We start from the raw sequence: 15,670 nt of genomic DNA, 5'->3' as shown, positions 1-15,670 counted from the left end.
ACAAAGGAGGATAGCATATGAACTTTGAGACAAAATGGGCAACACCGTTTAAAGCAAAACGCCACCAGATACTTTGGAAGCGCTTCAAAAAACAAATTGTGCTTCAATTATTTGTGGGAATGGGCATGGTATTCCTGCTGATATTTTCCTTCACGCCGATGTTCGGGGTCGTGATGGCTTTCAAGGACTACTCGATCGTCACCGGCATCAAGGGGATCTTTACGAGCGATTGGGTGGGTCTTAAATATTTTGACGAATTCGTCAATGATTATCGATTTGGTCAAATTGTAAGAAACACGCTTATCTTAAGCTTCCTCAAAGTGATATTCGCGTTTCCGGCGCCGATCTTGTTCGCGATTCTACTGAATGAAGTGAGACACATGGCGTTCAAACGGTTTGTACAAACGGTAAGCTATCTTCCGCATTTCATTTCTTGGGTCGTTGTGGTAGGCATCGCGTTCTCTTTTCTTTCAGCGGATATCGGGATTATAAACAAGTTGATGGTCAAAATCGGTCTCATTGACATGCCGATGGATATCCTGACAAACGCGAACTATTTCTGGGGACTAGCAGTCGGCAGCGCGGTCTGGAAGGAAATGGGCTGGTGGACGATTATTTTCCTGGCGGCGATAGCAGGCATCAATCCTGCACTTTATGAGGCGGCTGAAATCGATGGCGCGGGAAGACTGGCCCGAATTCGACATGTTACGTTTCCTGGCATCAAAGGAACGATTGTTGTGGTGCTAATTCTGACAATCGGCAGTATTCTTGGCGGAGGACTGGTAGGATCCAACTTCGAACAGGCCTACTTGTTGGGCAACGATGTCAATAACCCGACGTCGGAAATCGTACAAACCTATGCATTCAAGGTCGGGTTGGCGGACGGCAGATTTTCCTACGCTGCCGCTATCGATCTGATCCAGTCGATTATTTCCGTACTGCTGATCTTCTCCAGCAACTACATTGCGAAGAGAGTTTCGGGCTCGAGTCTATTTTGAAGACAAGGAGGGCAGTCATTTGCTGACAACTCAGAAACAGAAGGATATGCTGCTGGACAGCGTCATTTACGTTTTATTGTTCTGCATCATGATCGCGACTTTATATCCGTTTTATTACGTACTTGTCATTTCGTTTAACCAAGGCAAGGACTCCTTGCTCGGAGACATCTATTTATGGCCCAGAAGCTTTACATTGGAGAACTACGCCACGTTCCTTACGGATTCAAATTGGTATAATTCACTCTTCGTTACCGTTGCCCGTACTGGAGCAGGAACGTTGCTCGGCGTGTTGTTCACCTCTCTGGTCGCTTACGGATTGTCGCATAAGGACCTTCTGTTTAGCAAAGTTTACTTTGCCGTTATCATTTTTGCCATGTACTTTTCGGGTGGACTGATCCCTTATTACGTCGTACTGCGTTCGCTCGGACTTTTGAATACGTTCGGTGTTTATGTTATTCCATCGATGCTTAGTACCTTCTTTTTGCTGATCGCAATATCCTTTTTCCGGGAAATACCCATTGAGCTAAAGGAATCCGCATATATAGACGGGGCTAACGAATTCGTAATTTTCTTTAAAATTATTCTTCCGGTTTCAACCCCCCTTCTTGCAACCATGTCGCTATTTCTAGGTGTAGGACAATGGAACTCGTGGCTTGATTCGGCATATTTCGTGCAATCCGACTCTCTGAGGACGCTGACCTTCAGGATGATGGAAATTATCAACAAGAGCAACATCCCTATTGAGTCTGTAGGTGCCGCGGCCAGCGCTTCTGGCGTCACTAATTATTCGCTGCAGGTTACATCCATGGTGGTTTCGATCGCCCCAATCGTTTGTGTTTATCCTTTTTTGCAAAAGTATTTCGTCAAAGGCATCATGTTGGGGTCGGTAAAAGGTTAGTCGATCGTCAATATCCTTATTGAAGCACCCGCTTTGATAATATAAACAACAAAACATGGAGGGGTTTTCTTGATGCGAAATCAACGAACAAAAATGTTGGTACTGTCGCTGTCCATTATCATGATGTTGACCATTTTGTCCGCATGCAGCGGAGGTAACTCGGGCGAAGGCAGTAATAAGGGCAACAACACGAGCACCAATGTTTCGGCCGAGGATCCAGATGCTGACAATTCGGGCACCGAAACGGCTGACGGCAATCAGGATGTCGAAGAATTGACGTTATTCATTAACCACAGTTGGTACCCTATAAAAGAATGGAAAGGATCAGTGGCCGATAAAATCACGGAGAAAACCGGCGTTAAGCTCAAGGTTACAGTAGCTACCGACGATAAACAGCTGCCGCTTATGATCGCATCCGGCGATTTACCCGATTTGATTTTCACAGCCTCCGATATTGACAGGCTCTCTAATTCGAACATTTCGTATCCGTGGAATGAGCTGGTCGAGAAGTATGCACCGAATTTTGAAATCGATCCTACGCGAATAGCGATAAATACGATGGAAGACGGCAATTTCTATACGATTCGTAATGCATTCGCGACTAAGCAGGAATGGGAGAACAACAAGTATGCGCTAGGCAATGACGGTACCCCTGGGATCGCCGTGCGCGAGGACATTATGAAGGAACTTGGCAACCCGGAATTGAAAACACTGGACGACTTTGTAAAGCTTCTCGGCATGGTGAAGGAGAAACATCCCGAGTTGGTTCCCCTCGTCATGGATAAAAACTGGATCGAATCTTATTTCATGACACAGTTTGGCATCGAAGCCGGCTTTGGATCCTGGTACGAAAATGAAGGAAAAGCAGAGTATTACCTTAAACATCCCAAAATGCTTGAATTTTTCAAGTTTATGAACAGCCTATACCGCAACGGATTTATTCTGGCGGAAAATTTCGCGCATGCCAACGATCAAATTGATGATGAATACGCGGTCAGCGGAAAAGCCTTCGCGCATAGCCACACGGTCAGCGTTGCGGAACGCGACAACATCTCCACCAAGCAGAACGGTGCGGCTTATACGTTTAAGATGATCCCGAGCTCGCTATCGGAAGAAGCCGTGCGCGTGAATACCGGGGTAGGCTGGTCCGGAACTTTCATTACGAAGAACAACAAAAATCCTGAGAAATCAATCAAACTGCTGCAGTTCCTCGCCAGTGACGAAGGAAAGAAACTTACCATGTTCGGCATCGAAGGCGAACATTGGACATGGAACGAAGAAGGGTATCCGAATCTGAAATACAATACGGCTGACTCCGATTTCGTCAATAGTAACGGCATTAAATGGTGGTTCCTTTATTCGGATGCCATTGTAGAGGGACTTTGGGGGTATGTACCGGGTACGCAAACAACCCAGGCTTTGCTGGAGACGAAGGCGATAACCACGTACAAACCGGAGGTCGGAATGATTCAGGTCAAGGCCGATTCTGAAGAAAAAACGATCAAAACAAAGATCGACGAGATGGTTACCAACGAGAAAGTGAAAATCTATCTCGCGAAATCCGATGAGGAGGCAGTTCAGAGATATGAAACGATGATGAAAAACGCCGAGAAGATCGGGCTGCAAAAGCTTGACGATTGGGCCAACAAAACGTACGAGGAAAAACAATCTTTGTTTAAATAACGCGGAAAATCCGGTAGGGGCCTTCTAAGCCTCTACCGGATTTTGCGGGCTCATGATACCCTGAAAAGGAACAGATGAGGAATGATGCGGGGGTAGCGGTCATGAGCATTGTCAGGAAGATCATTCTAGGATATGTCGTCATCATTTTCATCCCCGTGATTGTATTCGGGATCTATTACTACAACCAAATCTACGGAAACTTAACACAGCAGTTCGCCGACGGCCGGCAAAAGATTCTCGAACAAGCCTATTCCAACTTGCGGGCGGATATGGTCCGAATTGAATCGATACACAGGCTGTTTCAATACAATCCTTACGCAACCGATTATTTGGACGGTATATATGAAAGTGAATCTGAAAGCGTATATGCCTATCTTAGATATATAAGTCCATTATTCACCCAATCGATGTTCGTCAACAGCGAAATCGAATCCATCATGATCTATAAACGAAAGGATGAGGTTTTCCCGATCGCAAAGCAATTTTTGGATAAAAACGACATTGATCCAGCATTGCGGCCAGCCGTCGATCATTTGAAGCCGGGAAGCGGGATATGGATTCGGCAAGCGTTCGGACAATCCGAGCCTTCATTTATATACTATTAGGATATTTATAATAACCATATAACGGAGAAAATAGGCTTGCTCGAAATCAGGATAAGCCACGAAATGATTCGGAAGTTTTATGAGGCGGCAGGGGCCGGAAATAATTGGAGCGCCTTACTGTTCTCGGAGGAAGGCGATTTGTTATTCTCCACACGCCGGCATTCGACTGCCGATAACCGTGCGCTGATGGAATTGATCGCAGGCCGGGATACCAACGGTTATTTCATTACCCGCAAGTCGATTGTCAACCAAATGTACATCGGGGTATTGGGTGTTCGAGTCGTGGTTACCGGTCAGGTCGAGGACGTATTTCAAACGGTAAGACGTAGGGAAATGATGCTAATCGCAGCGATTATCGTTCTTCTCATCGTTCTATCGGTTATTTATTATTACCTCGCTTCGACGATTGCCAAACGAATTCTGCGATTGGCGCGGCATATGAGGACGATTCGGGACGATAACCTAAAAGTAATGTTCAACCGTCAGGACAACCAAGACGAGATTGGGTTTCTTACTTCAACCTATAATGCGATGATCCAGCGCATGGATGAACTCATCAACAATGTCCACCGTGCCGAAATCTTAAACAAGGAAGCGGAGTATAAGGTGCTTCAGGCTCAGATCAAGCCGCATTTTCTATATAACACGCTCGAAACGATCCGGATGCTGGCGGAAGCCAACAATGATAAAGAAGTCGCTGACATTTCGTATTGGTTCGGGCGTCTTATGCGGTATAGTCTGTCTTCTCAGAAAGACGATACCGTGCTCAGGAGCGAAATCGAAACGGTCATGTTTTATTTGAACATTCACAAGATGCGGGTCGGGGACCGGCTCGACTATCAGTTCGAGATTGGTGTGCAGGCCGACAAGATACAATGCCCCCGGTTTATGCTGCAGCCTCTTATCGAGAATTGTGTCATACATGGATTATCGGTCATTCGGCCGGTCCAGCTCAAGTTGCTCGTCGAGGAGATAGACGGGTATATCCGCATCGTCATTGCCGACAATGGAGCAGGCATTACAATGCATAAGCTCCAAGGTATACAAACGCTGTTGACGCGCGGACTCGATGCAAAAGCGATTCAATCTGATGAGGGAGGCTTAGGGCTGTACAACGTGAGTGAGCGAATCAAGGCATTCTATGGCGGGGAGTCTCGTCTTGAGATCGAGAGCGAGCGGGGTAAAGGCACGACATTGACGTTATTTCTATTGAAAAAGGCGGTATCTGTTACATGAAAATATTGATTGTGGATGACGAACCGTTAATCCTGCAGGGACTCGTCAAAATCATCAAAGAGGCCGCCCCCGTCCAAACGGAGGTCATTGCGGGCAACAACGCATACGAAGCGCTGGAGTTAATGAAGAGTAATAAGCCTGATGTTACCGTAACTGATCTCAATATGCCTGAGATAGACGGGTTCGAATTGATCCACGAAGCCAAGCAGCACGATCTATGTCATCGGTTTATTATATTGACCGGTTATGATGAATTCGAATATGCCCGTAAGGCGATACGCGCAGGCGTCGTAGACTACTTGCTCAAACCGATCAACAAGGACGAGATTGCCGCATTGCTGCATCAGATATTCAAAGAGCTTCCCTCTGATGCCGATGCCGATTATCGACACCATGCAGCCAAAATACTCTCTTACATCGACAGGAATTTCTCGCAGGAACTATCGCTGGATATGCTCGCCGAATATATGAATCTGCATCCAAACTATATCAGCAGCCTATTTAAAAAAAGAAACCGGGGCGACGTTTATCCATTACTTAAATACATTGCGTATCAACGAAGCGAAAAAACTTTTGGTCGAGATCCGCCAGATTCCTGTCAATATGATCGGCAGCAAGGTAGGCTATGAAAATCGGCATTACTTCAATAAAGTGTTTAAGAAGTACACGGGAGTTACGCCGGGCAAGTATCGTGAGGACAGATCTATCAATTAGGTGTGACCGCAGTTCTCAGCGTGCAGAAAAAGACCGCATTTACACGATCACGGATACGGCGACCGATAATGCAGAAAATAAAACGGTTAAGACCGCAACCGAGCGGGAGGAAGGCTTTGGCGCATTCCTCATCGTTAGGCTAGAAAAGTTAAGAGGTCTCTACGGTTATCTTTAAATCGACCGCCCTTTAAAGTGGCGGTCTTTCTCATTTTCGAACATAGATTGGTTTAGGCGGCTAGGAATGCAGCAACTATTTGCCTCTTTTAAATAAGCAATGAATTTGAGACAATAATTAATACAAGATTATTTTTCAACGAAGGGAAAGTCATATGCAACTGTCTTATTTTAAGAAGCTTCCCATTATGGTTCAGTTATCTTTACTAGGTTTATTAGTTGTTTCGGTTATGATGTTGATCATGGCGGCAAATTATATGAGTGCCATTAATGTTGTAAAGAGAAATAACGCAGAATATGTAAAAGGAATTATTTCGCAGATGAATCAGTCCATTTCTTCGAACAATAATGATTACAAAAGAAGTATTGAAACGGTTGCCTACAACAAAACCGTACAAGAATTTTTAAGTGCTGCAGATCCAACCCAAAAGTATGAATTGTTTACCCAGTTGAGAGCTTATTTGTCAGATATGGCGGGGATGAAAGAGGGGATTCTGGATATCGCACTGGTCGACAAACACGGCGCCGTCTATAATCTCCGGGCCGATGCGGATCAACTAACGGTTATTTCCAGGGAGATTCCGCGAAATAACTTGTATTATTTTTTGGGATTTAAAATGATCGATTTGCGTTATAAATCAACGCCGGTATTGGTTGCGGGAGCTCGTATCTACTCTACAACTGATTTTGAGGCAGGCAAAAATGAACTTGGCACTTTACTGCTGGTCATCAATAATCGATTGTTATTCGGCGACGGCAACCTTGTCCATTTACCCGAGGGAGCTTTAGTTTACATGACCGATCGTAACGGAAGGCTCTTTTTTACAAATGATGATTCAAGCAGCCTGGGGGAGCCCATTCCAGAAGATACATTGTTGGACGAAAAACATGAATATATGATGCACAGAGAAGCTATTCGGGATTTGGATGGCGAAATTGTCATTAAAATGCCGAAAAGCGTGCTCCTTCAAGGTCTTAATAAGATCCGTCTCAAGCAGCTTATCATGGTCGCGGTCGCATTATTTCTGATGATTATACCGCTTCTGTACGTGAGCAACAACATTCTGCAGCCTTTGAAGAAGTTAATGAGACTGATGGGGGAAGTAACTCTCGGGGAGAAAAAAAATCTAAGCAAACGAGTCGAAGTGGATGGTTATGCGGAAATGATTATTATGGCTTCGCGTTTCAATGAAATGTTGGAGGAGATTGAGGATTTGACGGACCGTTTGCTGGACAGCAAGCGTGTTCTCTACGAGACGGAATTGATTAAGCGGAGAGCGGAGCTCAGCTTTCTGCAAAGCCAAATCAATCCTCATTTCTTATACAATACCCTGGAGTCGATCAAAGGGCTTGCCGCGGATGAGGGATCTTCGCAAATATTCGAACTGACTACAGCGCTTTCATTGTTTTTCCGTTACAGTATCAAGGGGCCCGATATGGTATCCTTGGAAAGGGAATTGACCATCATTAAAAATTATATCTACATTCATCAAATCCGGTTCGGCAAACGGCTGCAAGTGGAATACGACATAAGCACGAAATGCTTCGGATGTCTCGTCCCCAGGATGATCCTGCAGCCAATCGTGGAAAATGCAATTAAGTATGGCATCGAGCCGCTCGAACGAACCGGTTTGCTTAGGATCAAAGGCTATAGGGACGGGGAGAACCTGCTGCTATTCGTCGAAGATAACGGTATGGGAATAAGTCCGGTCAAGTTAGCGGAGATTAACGCTTCGATTGAACGCCGCCAATCGGCAGCCGATAGCCTTGACGGGTATTCCGAATCCGGTATCGGACTTGCAAATGTGCATGACCGAATCCGCATCAAATTTGGGGAAACATACGGTATCGGGATGACGAGCGAGCTCGAAGGCGGAACGACGGTCTCGCTTAAAATTCCGGCCAGGGGGGAAGCATAATGTATAAGGTCTTTATTGTGGACGACGAGGAACTGGTTATTAAAAGCCTGAAAGCGACGGTGGATTGGAAGGGCAGCGGCTATGAAGTTGCGGGCTATGCGCTAAGCGGTGAAGAGGCTGTGGAAGCGATTAAACAAATTCATCCGGACGTCATTTTTTCCGATATCCGGATGCCCGGAATGAACGGACTGGAGCTTAAGAAACGATTGGACGACGCAGGCGTATCCGCCAAATTTCTTATCGTCAGCGGTTTGGCGGAATTCGCTCTCGCGCAAAAAGCGATCCAGAACGGCGTATCCGGGTATTGCCTTAAACCCTTCGACGAGATGGAAATCACGGGGTATCTTAGGAAGTTCAAGCGGGAATTGGATGCCTCCCGTCTGCTGCCTGAGGGGGAAATACTTGATTTGATCGAGGCCGGTACGCCGGAAGCACACAGCAGATTACGGGATGAGTTGGCTTTGGCCGGCATTGCCAGCTCCGAAAAAGACGGCTTGCGGATCATGCTTTCCGTAAGAAGGGAAAAGCTGCCGATCCATGAAAAAGTAGCATGCCTTACAGTACGCATCGGTTATCGCAAGTTTATATACGTGATGGCTGACAGAGATGCGGATGAGTTAATGGCCAGCTTTGCTTCTGAAGACCGTCAATTCTTGAAAGGAATCGGTTTCAGCAAACGGGGTATCGAAACGGCGGGATTTGCGCAAGCCATTCAGGATGCAGAACTGCAGGCTTATCAATACTTCACGTTGGCCGAAGATCTCGCATGGGAAGGGTCATGGCAATCGAATGACATGAAGTCGGCATCTGCAATGCTGGCAGAAGGAGATGACCAGGCGTTTATTGCGCAGCTTGATTCTTTGCAGGCCATGTTTCGGAGCGGCCATCTGAATATCCGGCATGCCCTGTTGTTGTATAACGAGTGCATTTTGCAGTTAAGCCGAAAAGGCAGGGAATCAGACGAGTTATATCTTTATTCTTTTGAACAATTGGCAGAGCAGTTTGAAGATGTTCGGGATATGATCGATGATTTAAAGCGATTGTTCCAGGAGGAGAAGGGCCCGATCGATCATCAGCAGGTTCCCGTACAACCTGGACGCAGCAGTACATTCTCTATCATGCTGGAATACATCAACGTGCACTTCGGCGAGGACATTACAATACTGGGCTTAAGCAAACAATTTAACTTAAATCCGAATTACATCTCGCAATTGTTCCGTAAAGAACTGGATAAAACCTTTACCGAATACTTAACAGGTCTAAGAATAAACCGAGCTTCGGAGCTGCTCCGGACGACCTCCATCCCGATCAATGAGATCGCGGATCATGTAGGGTATAAGGATTATTTTTATTTCAGTAAAATGTTCAAAAAAATAATGGGCGTTCCGCCAAGAGGGTATCGCTTCGACCAAAATGAGAATAACTCCATTCCGGCTCCTTTTTGAAAAGGGGCCCTTTTTTTTGTACTCCTTATCGAAAACTTGTCCTTGAGTTAGTTTTCTCGACAATTTCATACCATATTCGACATGTAGTTGCTTTAGAATACCAAAAAAATGCTCTAATCTAGCGACATACCTTTAAGAAAGCGCTTGCTTTATAATTTTCCTCATAGAGAAGATTTGGAGGCGAGAGAGAGAATGCAAAATTCTGTAAGTCATATCAAGTACGGGAGGCAGTCGGGGTTGGGAGCCAACCGTCGCAAGTGGCTGGAAGTCGTCAAGCATAAGTATTTCTATTTGATGATATTGCCAACCGTGTTGTTTTTTCTGATCTTCGCATACGTGCCTATGTACGGCGTGGTCCTTGCTTTTAAGGATTTCAATTACATGCTGGGGATTATGGATAGTCCCTGGAACAACTTTCAAAACTTTCGTGATGTGCTGAGCGATCCGAACTTTAAGCATGCGTTTAATAACACCTTGCTCATCAGCTTCGGGCGTTTGATTATCGAATTCCCGATTCCGATCCTGCTGGCGATCCTATTGAATGAAATGAGATTCGGAAGACTAAAGCGGATCTTTCAAACCGTATTTACGTTTCCGCATTTCATCAGCTGGGTCGTGTTAAGCGGAATCATCACGAATATTCTGAACGATCAGGGTGTGCTCAATCAAATCTTGGTGCTATTCGGATTCGAAAAAAATGCGATCCTGCTGCATGACGGGAGCTTCCTGGCCCTGCTTTTCACGTCGAATATTTGGAAAGAAGCAGGCTGGTCATCCATTATTTATTTGGCGGCCATCGCAGGCATCAACCCAGAGCTTTACGAGGCGGCAGCCATTGACGGGGCTAACCGTTACCAGCAAATGAAAGCCATTACATGGCCGGTGCTTCGCAATACGGCCGCGATTATGCTTATATTGGCAGTCGGCGGCATTATGAACGGCGGATTCGACCAAATCTTCAATTTATATAACCCAGCCGTTTATGAACGTGCCGATATCCTCGATACGTTCGTATACCGCAGCGCATTTGTGGATTCTACAGGGTTCGGTTACTCGACAACGGTCGGTTTGCTGAAATCGGCTATTAATTGCCTACTTCTGTTTGGAGCAAACTTTGTTGTGAAACGTGTTTTTAAGGAGGAGGGCCTCTATTGAAGCGGTTTTCGGTATCTAATGCACTTATCACCCTCATCTTGGGGCTCGGCGCGATTGCGACTGCATTCCCGTTTTATCAAACGCTTGTTCAATCCTTGTCCACCATATCGGACATGAGGGCGGGAGGGGTTATGATTTGGCCCCGATCGATTGATTTTTCTTCGTATCAGTATATCTTTCATCAAGGGAAGGTCGTCAATGGCTTGTTGATATCGGTTATCGTGACCGTATCGGGCACATTGGTCAGTCTGGCGGTCACGACGGCAGGAGCTTATGCGTTATCCAAGAGCTCGATGCCCGGGCGCAATATCATCTTTCTTGGCATCATCTTTACGATGTTTTTTTCAGGCGGCCTTATTCCCTTTTATTTGACGGTTCAGGGACTTCACCTGCAGAATAATTTGCTTGTTATGATTTTGCCTGTGGCTGTAAACGCATTTAACTTGATCCTGATGAGAAACTTCTTCGGGTCCGTCAATCCTTCTCTTGAGGAATCAGCAAAAATCGACGGGGCTAACGATTTGACTATACTCATTCGTATTATTGTACCTGTTTCTCTGCCTATTATGGCGACCATGGCGTTATTTTATGCGGTTGACCGATGGAATGAATGGTGGCTGCCGATGCTGTTTATTAACGATATCAACCTGCACCCGATGCAGCTTGTGCTTAGGGATGCTATCACTAACCTGAGTCAGGTCATGAATAATTCGATGGGCGCACAGTTGGCCGCAAAAACTCAAAACGTGTATAGCGAATCGGTAAAGTCGGCGATGATCATCGTCTCCGCCGTTCCGATCCTGATGATTTATCCCTTCTTGCAGAAATATTTTAATGCGGGAATCATGATCGGTTCCGTGAAGGAATGATAATAATGGCTTCGGCCGTTGTTATATATATTCAGGCTTCAAAAACATAAAGGAGGGTTTTCAGGATGAAGTTGAAACAAAGAGTAAAGGTTGGGGTGGCGCTGCTTCTTGCCGTAATGACAGTGTTAACTGGCTGCGGAAAAGGGGAGGATCAGTCTCCAAATACATCCCCGGGCCAAGCGGCTAACACGACTCAAAGCGCGGACGATTTGAGCAAGCCAATAGAGCTGAGCGTTGCAGTATGGGACATCCAGGCGGGGTTTGACGCTCCAAATGCAAAGAATGATAAGGTTTACAACGATTTGACCGAGAAATTCAACATCACGATCAAACCGGTTCAGATTACCTGGAACGACTGGTCGGAGAAGGTAAAAGTATGGGCCGCGTCCAAGCAGCTTCCCGATATGTTCGCCAACGCGATTGATTTGGGGTTGTACCAAACCTGGGCCAAGCAAGGCGTTCTCAAGCCGCTGCCTGACGATTTGAGCCCGTATCCGAATTTGCAAAAATTTATGTCCGATGAGTCTGTGAAGCCACTCAAGGTGGATGGGAAATTTTATTCGATTCCGCGCTTTGGCGGCGGGGATGTCGGCGAAGCCAGGTTGGGCAGACCAATCCGTTATCGGATGGACTGGGCGGAGCAAGCCGGATTTACAAAGGAGCCGCAAAGCTTTGAGGAATTCCTGGCTATGACTAAAGCCGTCATGAAGCAGCACCCTGGAATCGCCGGCTTGACGATTAACGCGAAAGGTTACCTGTTAACGCAATTCCTGGGAAGCTTCCCTGAAATGGTGAACAGCAATAGCTGGACTCAAGAGAACGGCAAGTGGATTCCGTCCTTTACGTCGGAGAGAGCATATACCGGCATCCAACAGCTTCGTACGCTCTATACGGAAGGTGTTCTTGATAAGGACTTTGCGATTCAGAAAGACGCCGACGGCACGAACAAGTTCTTGTCCGGCCAAAGCTTTGCGCTTTACGGCATGGAAGGCGTAACAGACGATCAATTAGCCACATTCAAAAAAGCGAACCCGGGCGTTAGTCCTTCCAAAGCAATGGGTTATATGAATATTTGGCCTGCTGCTGACGGCAAACGTTATACGATGGCTGGCGCTCCTTACTGGTCCGATACGTTTTTCCCAGGTACGCTCAGCGATGAGAAATTCAAACGGGCGCTTCAAGTAATGGATTACATGGTGTCTGATGAATACAGAGTCCTGGGCATTAATGGAATCGAGAATGTCGATTATAAAGTGGAAAATGGACAATACGTTTCCCTGCTAAAAGAAAATGAAACGCTTGCCGACAAATATCCGATCACGTCTAAACTGGTTTGGCTTGCCGCATGGGATCCCCTCCTGTATAAGGGCAAAAAAGTGGTAAGCTCCGACCCTGAAGCTGCCGCACTGCTGAAGCTTCAAATTGATACCTGGAATCGATTCAAACAAGAAGATACGCCGATGCCTGTCAACTTTGAATTCGATGCGATTTCGACTCCGGCGAAAAACAAGTTTGCGGCGGACCCTAGTATCATGGATAACATCGTTAAAGTGGTTTTGGGCAAAGGAGATCCGATCGCCCAGTGGAAAGAAATCGTCAAGAGCTATGATTCGAAGGGTGTTCCGGAAGCGATCAAAGAAGTCAACGAAGAGGCAGCCAAGAGAGGCATTAAGTAATTTTTAATTGACGCCAAGTTATAGTTGCCGGGCTCCTTGCACAGGAGCCCGGCACGTAACTAGGGATCTTATGTAAAAGGAGCTGAAATGATGTATAAATATTTTGGCAAACATAATAAAAGGTCCAGAATCCATACTTTTCTACTGGCGTTTTTGGTAGCCTTCGTTCCAATGATGGCAAATTTTCTAGCAAATGCCGAAGCGGCTACAACATTAGTAACTTATCCGGCCCCGACGACGGGTATCACTATGAACACCACCTATACTGTTCAGGTACGGGTGCCAGGCGGAAACTGGCAGAACGTGGACGTGTATAATACGACCGTTGGCATTGTTCCCGCTAATGCTTCCATTGCTTATTTCGATACGGACGGTCCGGTTGATCTTTCGATAACCTATAATTCCGGAACGGTTACATCTGCGGCCGTCCATCCTACGAGCAAGGGCATTACGCCTGCAGTCAACGGGAATACGATGACATTCTCCATATCAGGTCCCACGAAGCTCTCGCTCGAGGTGAATGGGAATATCAACAATAATCTTCACCTGTTTGTAAACCCGCTCGAGGTCAATCCTCCCAGCCCTACGGACCCAAATGTCATTTATCTAGGCCCCGGTGTGCATAACCAGAGCTACGTCGTACCTAGCGGCAAGACGCTTTACCTTGCCGGCGGAGGGGTCATCAACGGGAATGTAATGTTTCAAAGTGCTAATAATGCCAAGTTCCTTGGCCGTGGAATGCTGAGCCGTCCCAATTATGGAGGCCTGGTTATCAACTTTTCGAATAATATTACAGTCGACGGCATTATTGTAAATAACTACGGCAACGCTAATGGCGGCGGTACTGGCGCCAATATCGGAAATTCCAGCAATGTTTTGTTGAACAACGTCAAATGGTTCAGCCATAAGAAATGGACCGACGGTATAAATGTATACGGTTCCAACAATGTAACGATCAATGACGCCTATTTCCGCACGGGCGATGACTCCATCGCGATCTACGCCACGCGCCAAGGCGGGGGAGAAAGCTACTGGGGAAACACCCAGAATATTAAAGTTTCTAACACTATTCTGATGCCGGACGTTGCCCATCCGATCAACATCGGCACCCACGGTGATCCGACGGCTCCCGGCGAAGGCGTTGTTATCGATAATGTCAGGTTTGAGAATATTGACATTCTGACGCATAATTCCCAAAGCTGCAGCCGTGCGTTGAACATTGGAATAATCAGCGGCGACGGCAACCTGATCACCAATACGACTTTCGACAATATCCGGATCGAAGATGTTTGTGATAATGGAATTTTTGAAATAGGTACCGTCGATAATGGCTGGACGACCGGCCCGGGTCGTGGACATAAAAATATCTATTTCAAGAATGTATCCTATACCGGTACGCATGCCGAAGGTTCCAAGATTTACGGCTGGAATTCCTCCCGTCTGGCCCAGGATATCACGTTTGAGAATTTGAAAATTAACGGGAATGTAATTTCGAATGCCGCCGCAGGAAATATTTCTGTCGGTAACCATACCAGCAACGTGAACTTCATCGCTTCCGGAGGTACACCTCCTGCGGTGACGCCTTTCCCTCCTGTCACGCCGATTAATCTGGCGTTGAACAAGAGCGCAAGTAGCGATAGTTCACAGTCGGGTAATCCGGCTTCGAGCGGGAATGACAGCAGCACTTCGACCCGCTGGTCTGCGAATGATGGAAATACCGGCCATTCGTGGACGGTTGACCTTGGCTCCAGCATGAGAATTACTGACGGTACCCAAGTGAAGTGGGAACAGAGCGGCAAAGTGTATAAGTACAAGATTGAAACCTCCAATAATAATACAAACTGGACCATGAAAGTCGACAAGACCGCCAATACGAGCACGGAACAGACGCAAACCGACAGCTTCAAGGCAGACGCCCGGTATGTCAAAATTACGGTGACCGGTCTGGAAAGCGGTGTGTGGGCAAGCTTCTATGATTTCAAGGTACTTGGAGAACAATGGAATCTGGCGATGGGCAAGACCGCAAGCAGCGACAGCTCCCAGAGTTCTTTCCCGGCTTCCAATGCGGCTGACGGCAACCAAATGACCCACTGGAGCGCGAATGACGGAAACACCGGCCACTGGGTGAAGGTTGACCTTGGCTATGTCAAGAAGATCACCCATGGCACCCAGGTGTTGTGGCCGACTAGCGGCTCCGTCTATAAGTATAAGGTCGAAACATCAATAGATAACACCAACTGGACCCAAGTCGTTGACAAGACGGCGAATACGAGCACGGATCAGGTTCAGAACGATTAC

The 15,670-nt window shown here is 46.5% G+C and carries 13 protein-coding genes; all 13 read left to right on the top strand.

The annotated features are described in order from the left end of the window. Positions 1-17 precede the first annotated feature (17 nt). Complete coding sequence (locus DFP97_RS22565; RefSeq protein WP_114382597.1) at positions 18-998, top strand: ABC transporter permease; 981 nt, start codon at positions 18-20, stop codon at positions 996-998. 46 nt (positions 999-1,044) lie between these two features. Further along, positions 1,045-1,896: a carbohydrate ABC transporter permease gene (locus DFP97_RS22560; protein ID WP_114382788.1), complete on the top strand. Its 852-nt coding sequence runs from the start codon at positions 1,045-1,047 to the stop codon at positions 1,894-1,896. Positions 1,897-1,968: 72 nt separating this feature from the next. After that, positions 1,969-3,579 carry an extracellular solute-binding protein gene (locus tag DFP97_RS22555; protein ID WP_114382595.1) on the top strand — a complete coding sequence of 537 codons (1,611 nt, stop codon included), beginning with the start codon at positions 1,969-1,971 and terminating at the stop codon, positions 3,577-3,579. A gap of 101 nt (positions 3,580-3,680) precedes the next feature. Beyond that, positions 3,681-4,184: a hypothetical protein gene (locus DFP97_RS31695; protein WP_245976543.1), complete on the top strand. Its 504-nt coding sequence runs from the start codon at positions 3,681-3,683 to the stop codon at positions 4,182-4,184. Between the two features lie 63 nt (positions 4,185-4,247). Then, complete coding sequence (locus tag DFP97_RS22550; RefSeq protein ID WP_245976542.1) at positions 4,248-5,420, top strand: sensor histidine kinase; 1,173 nt, start codon at positions 4,248-4,250, stop codon at positions 5,418-5,420. Further along, complete coding sequence (locus DFP97_RS22545; RefSeq protein WP_245976541.1) at positions 5,417-6,049, top strand: response regulator; 633 nt, start codon at positions 5,417-5,419, stop codon at positions 6,047-6,049. The genes DFP97_RS22550 and DFP97_RS22545 overlap by 4 nt, the downstream gene beginning before the upstream one ends. Continuing rightward, the gene (locus DFP97_RS31690) at positions 5,973-6,134 is read left to right on the top strand and encodes a helix-turn-helix domain-containing protein (protein WP_245976557.1); all 162 of its coding nucleotides are present in this window, start codon (positions 5,973-5,975) and stop codon (positions 6,132-6,134) included. Before DFP97_RS22545 ends, DFP97_RS31690 begins: the two co-directional genes overlap by 77 nt. Positions 6,135-6,565: 431 nt before the next feature. After that, positions 6,566-8,227, top strand: coding sequence for a sensor histidine kinase (locus DFP97_RS22540; RefSeq protein WP_181873632.1), 1,662 nt, complete (start codon positions 6,566-6,568; stop codon positions 8,225-8,227). Continuing rightward, positions 8,227-9,672, top strand: coding sequence for a response regulator (locus DFP97_RS22535; protein WP_114382592.1), 1,446 nt, complete (start codon positions 8,227-8,229; stop codon positions 9,670-9,672). Before DFP97_RS22540 ends, DFP97_RS22535 begins: the two co-directional genes overlap by 1 nt. Positions 9,673-9,909: 237 nt before the next feature. Next, entirely contained in the window at positions 9,910-10,827 is a 918-nt protein-coding gene (locus tag DFP97_RS22530; protein WP_245976540.1) for an ABC transporter permease, read from the top strand. Beyond that, the gene (locus DFP97_RS22525) at positions 10,824-11,696 is read left to right on the top strand and encodes a carbohydrate ABC transporter permease (protein WP_114382588.1); all 873 of its coding nucleotides are present in this window, start codon (positions 10,824-10,826) and stop codon (positions 11,694-11,696) included. Before DFP97_RS22530 ends, DFP97_RS22525 begins: the two co-directional genes overlap by 4 nt. Before the next feature lie 65 nt (positions 11,697-11,761). After that, positions 11,762-13,372: an extracellular solute-binding protein gene (locus DFP97_RS22520; protein WP_114382586.1), complete on the top strand. Its 1,611-nt coding sequence runs from the start codon at positions 11,762-11,764 to the stop codon at positions 13,370-13,372. A gap of 171 nt (positions 13,373-13,543) precedes the next feature. Beyond that, the coding region (locus tag DFP97_RS22515) for a discoidin domain-containing protein (protein WP_181873631.1) at positions 13,544-15,670 on the top strand (2,127 nt) is incomplete at its 3' end.

The organism is Paenibacillus prosopidis (assembly GCF_003337375.1).
Taxonomy (GTDB): domain Bacteria; phylum Bacillota; class Bacilli; order Paenibacillales; family Paenibacillaceae; genus Pristimantibacillus; species Pristimantibacillus prosopidis.
Note: the sequence above shows the minus strand (reverse complement) of the source record. Positions and strands in the feature narration are given on the sequence as shown.

What these genes read in the sequence shown, in the direction of transcription:
- DFP97_RS22565 (WP_114382597.1), top strand. Translation starts at nt 18, where the DNA reads ATGAACTTTGAGACAAAATGGGCAACACCGTTTAAAGCAAAACGCCAC.
- DFP97_RS22560 (WP_114382788.1), top strand. Translation starts at nt 1,045, where the DNA reads ATGCTGCTGGACAGCGTCATTTACGTTTTATTGTTCTGCATCATGATC.
- DFP97_RS22555 (WP_114382595.1), top strand. Translation starts at nt 1,969, where the DNA reads ATGCGAAATCAACGAACAAAAATGTTGGTACTGTCGCTGTCCATTATC.
- DFP97_RS31695 (WP_245976543.1), top strand. Translation starts at nt 3,681, where the DNA reads ATGAGCATTGTCAGGAAGATCATTCTAGGATATGTCGTCATCATTTTC.
- DFP97_RS22550 (WP_245976542.1), top strand. Translation starts at nt 4,248, where the DNA reads ATGATTCGGAAGTTTTATGAGGCGGCAGGGGCCGGAAATAATTGGAGC.
- DFP97_RS22545 (WP_245976541.1), top strand. Translation starts at nt 5,417, where the DNA reads ATGAAAATATTGATTGTGGATGACGAACCGTTAATCCTGCAGGGACTC.
- DFP97_RS22540 (WP_181873632.1), top strand. Translation starts at nt 6,566, where the DNA reads ATGAGTGCCATTAATGTTGTAAAGAGAAATAACGCAGAATATGTAAAA.
- DFP97_RS22535 (WP_114382592.1), top strand. Translation starts at nt 8,227, where the DNA reads ATGTATAAGGTCTTTATTGTGGACGACGAGGAACTGGTTATTAAAAGC.
- DFP97_RS22520 (WP_114382586.1), top strand. Translation starts at nt 11,762, where the DNA reads ATGAAGTTGAAACAAAGAGTAAAGGTTGGGGTGGCGCTGCTTCTTGCC.